General features: G+C 74.1%; 13 protein-coding genes. 4 read left to right on the forward strand and 9 right to left on the reverse strand.

The genetic code is table 11. From position 1 onward, the window contains the following. Positions 1-45 precede the first annotated feature (45 nt). Together ACR68M_RS26735 and ACR68M_RS26740 are read right to left on the reverse strand one after the other, a co-directional pair. Entirely contained in the window at positions 46-192 is a 147-nt protein-coding gene (locus tag ACR68M_RS26735) for a hypothetical protein (RefSeq protein WP_441246675.1), read from the reverse strand. A gap of 113 nt (positions 193-305) precedes the next feature. Beyond that, entirely contained in the window at positions 306-722 is a 417-nt protein-coding gene (locus tag ACR68M_RS26740; protein WP_441246676.1) for a MarR family winged helix-turn-helix transcriptional regulator, read from the reverse strand. 62 nt (positions 723-784) lie between these two features. Here ACR68M_RS26740 and ACR68M_RS26745 point away from each other — a divergent pair, with 62 nt between their 5' ends. Then, a complete protein-coding gene (locus tag ACR68M_RS26745) occupies positions 785-1,423 on the forward strand; it encodes an MBL fold metallo-hydrolase (protein WP_441246677.1) in 639 nt (212 codons plus the stop codon). A 9-nt stretch (positions 1,424-1,432) separates the two neighbouring features. Here the strand turns inward: ACR68M_RS26745 and ACR68M_RS26750 are convergent, their stop codons facing one another. Then, positions 1,433-2,317 carry an alkaline phosphatase family protein gene (locus ACR68M_RS26750; RefSeq protein WP_441246678.1) on the reverse strand — a complete coding sequence of 295 codons (885 nt, stop codon included), beginning with the start codon at positions 2,315-2,317 and terminating at the stop codon, positions 1,433-1,435. Between the two features lie 216 nt (positions 2,318-2,533). Here ACR68M_RS26750 and coaE point away from each other — a divergent pair, with 216 nt between their 5' ends. Further along, positions 2,534-3,148: a dephospho-CoA kinase gene (gene coaE / locus ACR68M_RS26755; RefSeq protein WP_441246679.1), complete on the forward strand. Its 615-nt coding sequence runs from the start codon at positions 2,534-2,536 to the stop codon at positions 3,146-3,148. Positions 3,149-3,154: 6 nt separating this feature from the next. On the opposite strand, the gene ACR68M_RS26760 is transcribed toward coaE, so the two are convergent. The 4 genes from ACR68M_RS26760 to soxR all read right to left on the reverse strand — a co-directional run bounded on the left by ACR68M_RS26760 (position 3,155) and on the right by soxR (position 7,327). Further along, on the reverse strand, positions 3,155-3,547 hold the full coding sequence (locus ACR68M_RS26760; protein ID WP_441246680.1) for a DUF5955 family protein: 393 nt from the start codon (positions 3,545-3,547) through the stop codon (positions 3,155-3,157). A gap of 29 nt (positions 3,548-3,576) precedes the next feature. After that, complete coding sequence (locus tag ACR68M_RS26765; RefSeq protein ID WP_441246681.1) at positions 3,577-5,769, reverse strand: hypothetical protein; 2,193 nt, start codon at positions 5,767-5,769, stop codon at positions 3,577-3,579. A gap of 174 nt (positions 5,770-5,943) precedes the next feature. Beyond that, positions 5,944-6,795, reverse strand: coding sequence for an SAM-dependent methyltransferase (locus ACR68M_RS26770; protein ID WP_441246682.1), 852 nt, complete (start codon positions 6,793-6,795; stop codon positions 5,944-5,946). An 82-nt stretch (positions 6,796-6,877) separates the two neighbouring features. Further along, positions 6,878-7,327, reverse strand: a complete 450-nt coding sequence (gene soxR / locus ACR68M_RS26775; protein WP_441246683.1) for a redox-sensitive transcriptional activator SoxR — start codon at positions 7,325-7,327, stop codon at positions 6,878-6,880. Between the two features lie 54 nt (positions 7,328-7,381). Between soxR and ACR68M_RS26780 the strand changes: the two genes are divergently transcribed. Together ACR68M_RS26780 and ACR68M_RS26785 are read left to right on the forward strand one after the other, a co-directional pair. Beyond that, on the forward strand, positions 7,382-8,086 hold the full coding sequence (locus ACR68M_RS26780) for a transketolase (protein WP_441246684.1): 705 nt from the start codon (positions 7,382-7,384) through the stop codon (positions 8,084-8,086). A 29-nt stretch (positions 8,087-8,115) separates the two neighbouring features. Next, positions 8,116-9,009, forward strand: coding sequence for a transketolase family protein (locus ACR68M_RS26785; protein ID WP_441246685.1), 894 nt, complete (start codon positions 8,116-8,118; stop codon positions 9,007-9,009). Here the strand turns inward: ACR68M_RS26785 and treZ are convergent. Together treZ and treY are read right to left on the reverse strand one after the other, a co-directional pair. Continuing rightward, on the reverse strand, positions 8,990-10,789 hold the full coding sequence (treZ, locus tag ACR68M_RS26790) for a malto-oligosyltrehalose trehalohydrolase (protein ID WP_441246686.1): 1,800 nt from the start codon (positions 10,787-10,789) through the stop codon (positions 8,990-8,992). The genes ACR68M_RS26785 and treZ overlap by 20 nt on opposite strands. Next, positions 10,786-13,170: a malto-oligosyltrehalose synthase gene (gene treY / locus ACR68M_RS26795; protein WP_441246687.1), complete on the reverse strand. Its 2,385-nt coding sequence runs from the start codon at positions 13,168-13,170 to the stop codon at positions 10,786-10,788. The genes treZ and treY overlap by 4 nt, the downstream gene beginning before the upstream one ends. Positions 13,171-13,234: the final 64 nt, after the last annotated feature.

A 13,234-nucleotide genomic window follows, 5' to 3' on the forward strand; every position in this document is an offset into this window, starting at 1 on the left:
TGATTGACAGGGCCCCGCGCCCCTGTGACGGCCGGCCTGGGTGTGTCAGCGGCTGGTGCAGGTGTTGCCGAAGCCCGGCGCGAGGGCGCCGACGGCGTCGAGTGCGCTGCACGCGGAGGCGCTGCTCGCCGTGCCGAACATCAGGCCGGCGAGGGCGGCGGCGATCAGCAGGGTGTTGCGTACGGTGGTCACGAGGGTTCCCTTCGAGGGCGGGTGCGGTTGAGCGCCCTGCACAACGCGGGGGCCGCCGGGAAGGAATGGGGCGCTCACCCGAGTGGCCCAACGCGGGTCGGATGAGGTTTGGGTCAGCTGAGGCGGGCGAGCAGGCTGACGGCCTGCCGGAGCTGCTGCTGCTCGGCCGGGGTGAGGCGCTCGGTGATGGCCGTGGCGATGCTGCCCTCGCGGCGGGCGCGCTGCTCGTGCAGGGCGCGGACGCCGCTCTCGGTCGCGGTGACCAGGAGTTTTCGGCCGTCGGTGCTGTGCGGCCGCTGCTCGACCAGGCCGGAGTCGGTCAGCAGGGCGACGGTACGGGCCATCGACTGGTGCCGTACGCGCTGGAGCCCGGCCAGCTCGCTGGTCGTTCGCGGGCCTTCGCGGACCAGCCAGCCGAGGACGGCCGCCTGGTTCTGCGGCAGCTCGTCGTCGACCCGGAGGCGGCGGACCAGGGTGCCGATGGCGGTGCGCAGCTCGGCGGCGAGTTCCAGTGGGTCGACTTCGTTCATGGGGTCAGCCTACCTCGGATATGCACAGCAATGCTGTGCAGTCTTGCTGTATGGTTTTTGACATGCGACTCACCAAGTTCGGACATGCCTGCGTACGTGTCGAGCACGAGGGCACGACGATCGTCATCGACCCCGGGGTGTTCACCGCCGAGGAGGCCATGCAGGGCGCAGACGCCGTCCTGATCACCCACGAGCACTTCGACCACTTCGTCGAGGACCGGCTGCGAGCCGCCGCCGAGGCCCACCCGCAGCTGCGGATCTGGACCAACCGGGCCGTCGCCGACCAGCTGGACGGTCTCGGCACCCGCGTCACCGTGGTCGGCGAGGGCGATGCGTTCGAGATCGACGGGCTCGGCGTCAGCGTGCACGGCGAGTGGCACGCCGTCATCCACCCCGACATCCCGCAGGTCCACAACATCGGCTTTCTGCTGGACGGCCGGGTCTTCCACCCCGGCGACGCGCTCACCCTGCCGCCACAGCCGGTCGACACCCTGCTGCTGCCGATCGCCGCACCGTGGTCCAAGGTCTCCGAGCTGATCGACTACGTCCGCGAGGCCGGGCCCGCACGGGCGCTGGCCATCCACGAGGCGGTGCTCAGCGAGGCCGGGCAGCTGGTGCACGGGCGGCTGCTGGGCGAGGGCGGGCCCGGGACGGGCGCGGAGTTCCGCCAACTGGCTGCGGGGGAGTCGGTCGAGCTCTGACGCCGGTGGTCAACGCCCGAGCGGAGTGAAGGGGCGGCCGTCGAGGGTCCAGTGCGGGTCCGGGGTGATGTCGAGGGCCGCGTAGACGTGGGCCGCGACGTCGGTGTGGTGCGGGGGTTCGACCGGGGCGCCGGGGGTGATGCCGAGGCCGGTGGCGGCGATCCAGGCGGTGCGTTCGAGGGTGCTGCGGCCGCCGTGGCCGCCCTGGTCGAGGTGGCCGTGGTCGGTGACGACGATGATCGTCCAGTCCTCGTCGGCGTAGGTCGGGCGGTTGCGGACGGCGGCGACCAGCCGGCCCAGGTGCTGGTCGGCGGTCTCGATCGAGCGCCGGTACTCCTCGCCGCAGCCCAGGAAGTGGGCGGTCTCGTCGACCGCGCCCAGGTAGACGAAGGACGCCTGCGGGTCGTCGTCGCTGCGGCCGAGCACGTACTCCGCCTCGGCGGCGACGCGGGCGTCGCAGACCTCCCAGGCGGCCGGGGTGTCCTCCAGCGGCGCGATGTAGGAGAGGCGGCCGGGGGCGGCGAAGAGCGGGCCGCCGCTGCGGGCCAGGAAGAGCGGCTCCCACCCGCCGGCGGCGAAGGTGCGGCGGCGGTGGGCGGTGGCCAGGCGGGTGGTGAAGTCCGGGAAGACGTCCAGCCGGTTGCCCCCGAGGTGGTTGCCGAGTACGCCGTGCTTGGCGACGCCGACCCCGGTCACGATCGTCGCCCAGCAGGGGCCGGACATCGTCGGCGTCGCGTCGTCGACCTGGACGGGCGCGAGGAAGCCCTCGGCGGCTATCGAGTCCAGGTGCGGGGTGTGCAGCTCGGGCAGTAGGTCGAGGCGGACGCCGTCGATGCCGACGACCAGCACGCGGCGGCGCCCGGCGGGCCAGAGGGCGGTGGACACGGTCGACACGGAGGGCTCCGATCTGCGGCGGTTTGGGGCTCGACGGCACCCTAACGGGCAAGATCGAGTGGCCGGGCACGCGGAACGACGCTTCGCCGTCGGCCCTTGGCCAGTGTCGCGCAGTGTTCGTCCGGGCGGTGTCCGATGTTCGCCGGGAGGACGCGGGGCGTTGGCGTGCCGGGGCCGGGCTGCGGGGGGCAGCGTACGGGCCGGTAGCCTGGCGGCATGCTGAGGATCGGACTTACGGGCGGGATCGGCGCGGGCAAGAGTGCGGTGTCCGGCAGGCTGGCCGCGCGCGGCGCGGTGATCGTGGACTCCGACCTGATCGCCCGTGAGGTGGTCGCCCCCGGGACGGCCGGGCTGCGGGCCGTGGTGGCGGAGTTCGGGGAGGGCGTGCTCGCCCCGGACGGCGCGCTCGACCGCCCCGCGCTCGGCGCGCTGGTCTTCGCCGACCAGGCCAGGCTCGCGGCGCTGAACGCCATCGTCCACCCGCTCGTCCGGGCCCGCTCCGCCGAGTTGGAGTCCGCCGCCGGGCCGGACGACCTGGTGGTGCACGACGTGCCGCTGCTCACCGAGAACGGACTGGCTCCGCTGTACGACCTGGTGGTCGTGGTGGACGCCCCGGACGAGGTGCGGATCGACCGGCTGGTACGCCTGCGCGGCATGGCCGAGGCGGAGGCTCGGGCCCGGATGGCAGCCCAGGCGACCCGCGCGGCCCGCCTGGACATCGCCGATCTGGTGATCGACAACAGTGGCACCCCGGCGGAGCTGGACGCGCAGGTCGCGGGCCTCTGGGAGCAGCTGAAGGCCCGGCAGGCTGCCGGGGCGGACAGGCCCTGAGGTGGCTCAGCTGCCCAGCGTGCCCTGGAGGGCCTGGGTGAGCTGGGCGACGGCGGTGACCAGCGGGGCGACCGGCTGGACGAAGGAGGAGATCCGGTCCAGCGAGCGGCGGAGCAAGCCGGGTTGGGGTTCCGCCTCCTCCAACTCCTCCTGGATGCGGCGCAGTTCCACCTGGGTGGCGCCCTGGTCGGGCAGGACCGCCTGGTGGTCGGCGAGCAACTGGCGGATCAGGGCGATGAGTTCGCCCACGTCGGCGCGCTGGTCGGGCAGTGCGGTCTGGAAGCCGATCTGGCCCGCGACGGCTCGGGCGCCGGTGCCGACGGCCTGGTTGCCGACCTGGCTGTGGCCGCCGTACTGCTGGATGCCCGCGTTGGTCACGGGGCCTGGTTCGGTGGACAAGGCGTTCCCTCCGGGTGATTGACGATCGGTCAGCTCTTGGTCGGGCTCTTCGCGATGTCGACGGTCGGCGGGGTTTCCCCGGCGCCGGTGGTGACGGCCTGGGCGGCCGTGCCGACGGCCTGGTTGCCGACGATGCTGACACCGCCCTGCTGGAGGATGCCGTGGTTGAGGATGGTCTGCTGCTGGCTGCGGAAGTCGGTGGTGTCCGCCTGGTGCGCGTCGAGGAACTCCCGTACGGCGGCCAGGGTGTGGCGGTTGAGGCTGGCGAGGGTGCGGACGGCGTCCACGACCTGGAAGTAGTTCTGGTAGGTCGGGGCGACCACCGACTCGCGGATGCTCAGCCGGGCGCCGTAGTCGAAGGCGGGGTCGTGCCGGAGGGCGGCATGGTCGCGCAGGAGCCGCTTGTTGCGGCGCTGCCGGGCGGTCAGGTACCGCCACTCGCCGGGCAGGGCACCCCGGACCGCTCCGCCGACGGCGCCCAGGGCCGCGAGCAGCAGGCCCCGGCGGTGTTCGTCGCTGAGCCCGGCGGGGAGGTTGTCGACGGCGTGGTAGTCGGGCAGTACCGGGCCGAGGACATGCGTCTCGCACTGGAGGTGCAGCGTCCGCCCGGCGGTGGAGAGGTGCAGGAACATGCTGGGCACCACGTCGTCGCCCCAGAGCGGGAGATGGGCGGCGAGGTAGTGCCGGACGGCGCCCGTCGGGTGGTTGGCCGCCTCCCGCAGCTCCTCCGGCCCGAGCTGGGTGAGTGGCGCGAACGGCGTGCCGTCCAGGAAGCGCTGGTCGCCGTGCAGGGTGCTGCCGTCGACGAAGACGCGGTCCTCCAGCAGGAGACCGCCGATACCGCCCTCGGTGGCGGCGTCGGTGAGTGACGCCAGCCGGCTGCGGATCGCGCCCAGGATCTCCCAGGTGTCGAATTCGGTGACGGTGTCCTCGGGCCGGGCCGGGAGCAGCGGGATGGTCAGTGACCACGTGGTCTGGGCAGCGGAGAAGCCGATGAACGGGGTGTAGCCGCTGTAGACCGTCACGTTGCCGCTCTGGGCCTCGGCGACGGTGGTCAGCCGGTCTTCGGCCCAGGGGGCGGCGGGGGCGGGCTTCGGCTTCGCGGCCGGGTCGAATACCGGGCGGCGCAGGGTGGAGCGCAGCCGTGCGTCGACGTCGCTCTCGTGCCGCAGGACGGTGAGGTAGGCGTAGCCGAGCCCGCCGAGCATGGCCAGCACTGCGGGGATGCCGTACAGGTAGGTGCCGAGGACCCACTGCCAGGGGCCGTTCGGGCCCGCTGCGCCGAGGCCGATGGCGGCGAGGAGGGCTTCGGCGAGCACGACGACGGTGAGCGCGCAGATGCGCACGACGAGGGTGGTGGTGCCCGTCCGGGCTCTGCCTCGCGGGGCGGGGACGCGCCTGATGCCACGGGCGGCCGCGGCGCCGTTCAGGGTGATCAGGGCGAGGACGGAGATGAACAGCCAGGCCGGTGCGACCAGCAGCAGGACTGCGAGCACTGCGGCCAGGCGGCGGTCGCGGCGGTGGTGCAGCTCGCGGGCGGTCAGGCAGTGCCGGGCGACGGGCACCAGATCGAGGCCCGGGGAGGTGGCGACGGCGCCGAGTTCGTCGCCGAGCAGGTCCTCGATGACTCCGCGGGTGAAGAGCGGGTCTCGGTAGGCGGCGGCGCAGAGGTAGCGGGTGACGTCCCCCGGTGTGCTGCCGACGGCGGGTGGGGCGGGAGTGGGCATCTGTGCACTCCGTCCGGGGAGTCGAAAGGGGCGGGCGGCCCGGGGGGCGTCGGCACTGCGGTTGGCGGTGTCCGGGGGGTAGAGAGCTCCGGCGGCGAGGCCGAGCAGGGCGCCGAAGGCCACCGTCCGGACGAGCAGGTCGATCAGCACGCTGTCGCCGCGCTGTCCGAGGTCGAGGAGGGCCATGGTGGCGAACCAGCTGGGCAGGACGGCGAGCAGGCCGATCAGGACACCGGTGCCGAGCGCGGCCGTCCAGCGCATCAGGCCCGGGGCCACTCTGGGGAGGACCCGAGGTGGCAGCAGGTAGCAGCCGAGCAGCAGGCCGGCGCAGGCGATGGCGGACCGCCAGTCGGCCACGGCGGAGAAGTGGTCCCGGGCCAGCGAGGGCTGCCAGCCGGGTACGAGGAGCACGGAGCGCAGCCACCGGAGGATGGCGTTGCGGGGATCGGCCTCGTCCAGCAGCAGCTGGACCCAGGGGAACCCGACGGCGAGCACGACGGCGCACAGCCACAGTGCCCGTCTGCGCGCTAACTTGGCTGTTGCGTCCGCCACTTGGTGCCGCACCCCCCACAGAGTCCGTTGCCCGCACTCTACGAGGGCTGTGGGGGGTGTGTCAGGTGGTTCGTCCGAGAAAGGCCGCCTGCGGGCTCAGGACTCAGAACTCAGGGCTCAGGGCTTGCGGCCGACGGCGGCCCAGATGCCGGTCTCGGCGTCGGTGGGCAGGATGGGCTGGTCGGGGCGCCAGAGCGGGGCCGTGACGATGCCGGGCTCCTCCAGTTCGAGGCCCTCGAAGAAGCTGAGCACCTGCTCGCGGGTGCGCATGGTGAGCTGGGCGCTGGCGTTGCGGTAGATCGCCGGGCCCTTGGTGGCGTCGGCGGCCGGGACGAAGTCGCCGGTGCCGTGCGACAGGGCGAGGTAGCTGCCGGAGGGCAGGGCGTCGACGAGCCGGCGGACGAGGCCGTACGGGTCGTCCGACTCGTCGATGAAGTGCAGGACGGCGAAGAGCAGCAGCGCGACGGGCTGCCCGAGGTCGAGCACCTGGCGGACGTGCGGGTCGCCCAGGATGGCGTCCGGGTCGCGCAGGTCGGCCTGGACGACGGTCGCGGTTCCCTGGCTGGCGCCGGCCAGCAGGGCGCGGCTGTGCACGAGCACGATCGGGTCGTTGTCGAGGTACGCGACCCGTGCGTCGGGGTGCACCTGCTGGGCGATCTCGTGGGTGTTCCCGGCGGTCGGGATGCCGGTGCCGATGTCGAGGAACTGCTTGATGCCCTGGCCCGCGAGGTGCCGGACGGCCCGCTGGAGGAAGGCCCGGTTGGCCATCGCACTGATCCGCACCATCGGGCTGATCGCCATGACGCGCTCGGCGGCCTCGCGGTCGGCGGGGAAGTTGTCCTTGCCGCCGAGGTAGTAGTCGTACATCCGGGCGGGGTGCGGGATCTCGGGGTGGAGGTCGGCGGGCACGTGGCCCTCGTCCGCCGGGTCGGTCAGCCAGTCCAGCGATACCTGCTGAGGTGTGGTCATGTCGTGTTTCCCCCCGTGCTGTTCGATGGCAACGGAGGCAGCATAGAGCGGTGCGCGGGCGGGCGGCGAGCCCCCCGGAGCCTCAGCCGGGGGAGAGGTAGCGAGCCCCCGGGCCGGTGGCCGCGGCGCGGTCCTCGGCGTTGTAGAGGGCGCAGCGGGTGAGGGAGAGGCAGCCGCAGCCGATGCAGCCGGTCAACTTCCGTTTGAGGAGTTCGAGTTCGGCGATCTGCTGGTCGATGCGGGTCTGCCAGGAGGCGGCGACACCGCTCCACTCGGCGGTGCTGGGGGCGCGCTCGGTGGGGAGGCGGTCGATGGCAGTGCGGGCCTCGTCGAGGGAGAGGCCGACGCGCTGGGCGGCCCGGACGAAGGCGACCCGCCGCAGGGTCGCGCGGGCGTACCGGCGCTGGCCGCCGGCCGTGCGCTCGGCGTGGATCAGCCCGAGGCTCTCGTAGTAGCGCAGGGCGGAGGTGGCGAGGCCGCTGCGCTCGGCGAGTTGGCCGATGGTCAGCAGGTCGTGGCGGGAGAGGGACACCACCGCAGGATAGCCGCTTGACTTCAAGTCGACTTGAAGTTGCACGATCTTCCCATGACCTCCGCAGCGAGCACCCAGCAGCAGTACACCTTCGCGGACCTCCCGTCGCTGATCGCCCGGATGACCGGCGCCGAGAAGCACGTGCCGGCCGCCAACTCGACCCTGGACGCTCTCTGGGTCCTCTACGACCGCGTGCTGGCCGTCACCCCGGCCACCGCCGCCGACCCGGAGCGCGACCGCTTCCTGCTCTCCAAGGGCCACGGCCCGATGTCCTACTACGCGGTGCTGGCCGCCAAGGGCTTCCTCCCGGTCGAGACGCTGGACACCTTCGGCGCCTACGACTCCCCGCTCGGCCACCACCCCGACCGGCTGCTCGTACCCGGCGTCGAGATCGGCTCCGGCTCGCTCGGGCACGGCCTGCCGCTGGCCGTCGGCACCGCCCTCGGCCTGCGCGCCCAGCGGCTGACCGACCCGGCGGTGTGGGTGCTGATCGGCGACGCCGAGTTCGACGAGGGCAGCAACCACGAGGCGGTGGCCTTCGCCGGGGCCGCCGGGCTGGAGCGGCTGCATGTCGTCGCGATCGACAACTCCTCGGCCACGCACGGCTGGCGGGGCGGCATCGCGGCCCGCTTCGAGGCCGAGGGCTGGTCCACGGCGACCGTCGACGGCCGCGACCACGAGGCGCTGTACGCCGCGTACACCACCCCGCACCCGGGCCGCCCGCACGCCGTCGTCGCCCGCGTCGAACCCAAGAACTGAACCCCAGAACTGGACCAGGAGAACTTCCGATGGACACCATGCGCGACCGCTTCCTCGACGTCACCACCCGCCTGCTGGACGAGGACCCCCGGCTGGCCGTCGTCCTCGCCGACATCAGCGCAGCCGCCTTCGCCCCGGCCGCCGAGCGCCACCCGGACCGGGTGATCAACGTCGGCATCCGGGAGCAGCTGATGATCGGCGCGGCCGGGGGCCTGGCGCTGACCGGGCTGCGGCCGATCGCCCACACCTTCGCCAGCTTCCTGGTCGAGCGCCCCTTCGAGCAGGTCAAGCTCGACCTCGGGCACCAGGGTGTCGGCGCGGTGCTGGTCAGTGCCGCCGGTTCGTACGACTGGCCCGCCGGTGGCCGCACCCACATGGCGCCCGGCGACGTCGCGCTGCTCGACACCCTGCCCGGCTGGACGGTGCACGTGCCCGGCCACCCCGACGAGGCCGAGACGCTGCTGCGGCACGCCGTCGCCGACGGTGACGAGAAGGTGTACGTGCGGCTCTCCGCCCACCGCAACACCCACGCCCAGCCGGTCGCTCCGGGCAGGATCCTGATGCTGCGCCAGGGCTCGCGCGGTGTGGTGCTCGCCGTCGGGCCGATGCTGGACGCGGTGCTCGCCGCGACCGAGGGCCTGGACGTCACCGTGCTGTACGCCGCCACCGTCCGCCCCTTCGACGCGGCCGGGCTGCGCGCGGCCCTCAGTGACCGCGCTGAGGTCGTGCTGGTCGAGCCCTACCTGGCCGGCACCTCGGCGCCGTACGTCCACGAGGCGCTCGCCGACCGCCCGCACCGGGTGCTCGGCCTCGGTGTCCCGCGTGAGGAGCACCGCCACTACGGCACCATCGACGAGCACCTCACCGCGTACGGGCTGGACGCCGCCTCGCTGCGCGAGCGCATCACCGCCCAGCTGTGGTGAACCGCCCGGCTGAGGCCCGTCCAGCCGGACCGACCCGTACGACGGCCGCCGAGTCGGCCCCCATCCGCAGCGCCCCGCGCCCGGCCGGGTCGCAGTCGCCGAAGGCCGCGAGCGTCCCGGCGTACGGCAGGTCGAGCGGGACGGTGCAGGCGGCCAGGGCGACGGCCACCCGGTACGGGCCCCGGTGCACCAGCAGCCAGCGCTGCTCCTCGTCGTAGGCGACCTTGACGGCGCCGAGATCCGGGTCGGTCAGCTCGGGGTGGCTGCGCCGCAGGCTGATCAACGTGCGGTACCAGTCGAGGAGTTCGGCGTGCTCGGGGAGGGCCGGCTCGGCCCAGTCGAGGGTGGAGGCGAGCACCGTGGCGGGGGCCTGCGGGTCGGGGATCTGCTCGGCCGACCAGCCGTGATCGGTGAACTCCCGCCGCCTGCCCTGCCGGACGGCCTCGGCCAGCCCGGGGTCGGTGTGGCTGGTGAAGTACTGCCAGGGCGTCGAGGCGCCCCACTCCTCGCCCATGAAGAGCATCGGGGTGAACGGCGAGGTGAGCACCAGGGCGGCCCCGGCGGCGAGCCGGCCGGGCGGGAGAGTCGCCGAGAGCCGGTCCCCGGTGGCCCGGTTGCCGATCTGGTCATGGGTCTGGGCATACCCGAGCAGCCGGTGTCCGTACCCGGCGGGGAAGGGGCGGCCGTGGGTGCGGCCCCGGAAGGACGACCAGGTGCCGTCGTGGAAGAAGCCCCGGGTCAGCGTCCGGGCCAGCGCGACGAACGGGCGCTCGGCGAAGTCGCCGTAGTAGCCCTGCGATTCGCCGGTGAGGGTGGCGTGCAGCGCATGGTGGAAGTCGTCGCTCCACTGCGCGGTGAGGCCCAGGCCCCCGGCCTGGCGGGGGTCGGTGGTGCGGGGGTCGTTGAGGTCGGATTCGGCGACCAGGCACAGCGACCGGCCGGTGGCGGCCGCCAACTTGTCGACCTCCAGCGAGAGTTCCTCGAGGAAGGTGCAGGCCCGGTCGTCCGCGAGGGCGTGTACGGCGTCCAGCCGCAGCCCGTCGACGCGGTAGTCGCGCAGCCAGGCCAGCGCACTGCCGAGCAGGTACGCCCGCACCTCGTCGGAGCCGGGGGCGTCGAGGTTGACGGCCGCGCCCCACGGGGTGTGGTGCCGGTCGGTGAAGTACGGGCCGTACGCGGGGAGGTAGTTGCCGGAGGGCCCGAGGTGGTTGTGCACCACGTCGAGGATGACGCCGAGGCCCCGGCGGTGGGCCGCGTCCACGAAGCGCTTCAGCCCGTCCGGGCCGCCGTACGGCTCGTGCACCGCCCACAGCGACACGCCGTCGTAACCCCAGCCGTGCCGGCCGGGGAAGGGGCAGACGGGCATCAACTCGACGAAGTCGACGCCGAGCCGCACCAGGTGGTCGAGCCGCTCGGCGGCGGCGGCGAAGGTGCCCGCCGGGGTGAAGGTGCCGATGTGCAGCTCGTAGACCACCGCGCCGGGCAGCGGGCGGCCCCGCCACGGGGTGTCGGACCAGGCGAAGGTCGCGTGGTCGACCGCCCGGCTCGGCCCGTCCGGGCCGAACGGCTGGCGCGGCGAGCGCGGATCGGGCAGCGCCGGGCCGCCGTCCAGCCGGAAGGCGTAGTCCCCGGCGGGGGCCCGGCCGTGCCACCAGCCGGTGCGGCCGTCCGGAGTCAGCAGGTACGGGGTGCCGTCGACCTCGACCTCGACCCGGGCGGCCGCGGGGGCCCAGACCCGGTAGTCGCTGACTTGGTAGTCGCTGGCCCGGTAGTCGCTCACCGGGCGGCCTCCCCGGTCAGCAGCGCCACCGGGTACGTCCCGAACAGCTCGGCGGCCGGCACCGGCCCGGCGGGGAACGTACGGTCCGTCAGCTGGTCCGTCCACCGCCCGGCGGGCAGGTCGAGGCTGGTCTCCCGCCAGCCGCCGGAGTGTTCGAGCCCGTACGGGAGCCGGGTGACGGCGCTGACCAGCCGGGGCCCGCGCGCGAAGGCCAGCAGGTGGTCGGCGGCCGGGCCCTCGGCGGGCAGCGGCTGGTACGGGCCCAACGGGTGGGTGCGGCGCAGGTGCAGGGCGGTGGTGGTGAGGTGCAGCTTCTCCCGGGCCAGGTCACCCGGGCGCCCGGTGGGGGAGTCGGTGAGCCGGACAGCCAGCGCGGAGAGGTCGACCGGCGCCCGGTTGTCCGGGTCGACGAGCGTGTGCAGCGGCTCCTCACTGCCCTGGTAGAGATCCGGGACGCCCGGCACGGTCAGGTGCAGCAGGGCCGCCGCGAGGCTGTTGCTGCGGGCGTGCGGGGCGAGCATCCGGACGAAGCCGTCGATCCTCGGGCAGAGGCTCGGATCGGTCAGCACCCGCCGGGCGTAGTCGGTGAGCGCACGCTCGAAGCGGGCGTCGGGGGCCGTCCAGGAAGTCTGCCGCTTGGCCTCCCGAGCGGACTTGAGCAGCGTCGCGGTGAGCCGCTCGGCGCCGATCGGCCAGGCCGCGACCAGCGTCTGCCAGAGCAGCCAGCCGGCGTCCGGGTCCGGTCCTGGCCCGGCGGCGGCCGCCCACGCGGCGCGCTCGGCGAGCCAGCCGGCGGGCAGCTCCGCCAGCACGGCGAGCCGGGCGCGGGCGTCCGCGCTGCGCTTGGTGTCGTGGGTGGAGAGCGCCGTCATCGAGTGCGGCCAGTGCTGCTCCTGGTGGGTGCACCAGCGGTGGAAGGCGGCGGGCCGCAGCCCCGGGTGGGTGGGGTCGCCGCCGACCTCGTTCAGGCTGAGCAGCGCGTTCCAGCGGTAGAAGGCGGTGTCCTCGACGCCCTTGGCGGCGACGGCCGAGGCGGTCTGGGCGAGCCGGACGCAGAACTCGTCCCGGTCGGCACCCCGGCCGAGCCGCCCGAGCGCCAGGTCCCGGACGAGGTCGTGCGTCGCCCCGCCGCCGGCCAGCGCCGCCTCGACGTCGGCGACGGCCTCCGGCGGGGCGGGCTCGCCGGGGCGGACGTACGGGCGGTAGACCGGGTAGGCCGTCAGCAGCTGGTGCAGGGCCTCGCGCAGCGCCAGCGGCGGGTGGTCGGCGAGGGCCGGTTCGGTGGCGCAGATCCGCTGGGCGAGGCGGGCGAGCCGCTCCAGCTCGGCGGCCAGCTCGCCGTGCGGGCCGGTCAGCTCGGCCCGGCCCTGCCGGGCTGCCTCGGCGGCGGTCGGCGCGCCGGTGTCGTGCCGGTACGCCGCGATCAGCCGCTCGGCGCCCGCGTGGTCGGTGAGCACCCCGTCGATCCGGCGCAGCGCGTCGTAGCCGGTGGTGCCCGCGCACGGCCAGTCGGCGGGCAGCTGCTCCGGGCCGGTGAGGATCTTCTCGACCACGGTGTACGCGCCGCCGGTCGCCGCGGCCAGCCGGCGCAGGTAGCCGCGCGGGTCGGCCAGGCCGTCCGGATGGTCGATCCGGAAGCCGTCCAGGACGCCTTCCGCGTGCAGCCGCAGCAGCGTGCGGTGGGTCGCCTCGAAGACCTCGGGCACCTCGACCCGGACGGCGATCAGCTCGTTGACGGTGAAGAACCGGCGGTAGTTCAGCTCCGTCCCCGCGAGCTGCCACCAGGCGAGTCGGTACCACTGACGGGCCAGCAGCTCCGGCAGCGGCAGCTGGGCGGTGCCGGGCCGCAGCGGGAAGGCGTGCTCGTGGTAGCGCAGCACCCCGCCGTCCGCCGTGCCCTCGACCGTCAGCTCGTCCAGCACCTCGCCGAGCCGGCCGCCGAGCAGCGGCAGCAGCAGGCGGCCGCGCCCCGGCGCGTCGGGCGGGCCGGGCTGGGACGTCCAGTCGATGTCGAACCACGCCGCGTACGGCGAGTCCGGGCCCTCCCGCAGCACGTGCCAGAGTGGCTGGTTGAGCTGCTCCGGCACCGGCAGCGCCATGTGGTTCGGCACCACGTCCGCGATCAGGCGCAGCCCGTGCCGCTTGGCCTCGGCGGCCAGCTCGCGCAGGGCGCCCTCCCCGCCGAGCTGCTCGCTGACCCGGCTGTGGTCGACGGTGTCGTACCCGTGGGTGGAGCCGGGCACGGCGGCGAGCAGCGGGGAGAGGTGCAGGTGCGAGACGCCCAGCGCGGCCAGGTACGGCACGGCACGGGTGGCGTCCCGCAGCGTGAAGGCGGGCTGCAGCTGGAGGCGGTAGGTGGCCGTCGGTGGCGCGTCGGTCATGGGGGTATGCCTACCCGGCGGGCCGCTCTCCTAGCCGCTACCGAGGGAACGACGACCGCTTAGA

The organism is Kitasatospora sp. McL0602 (assembly GCF_052076145.1).
Lineage (GTDB): Bacteria > Actinomycetota > Actinomycetes > Streptomycetales > Streptomycetaceae > Kitasatospora.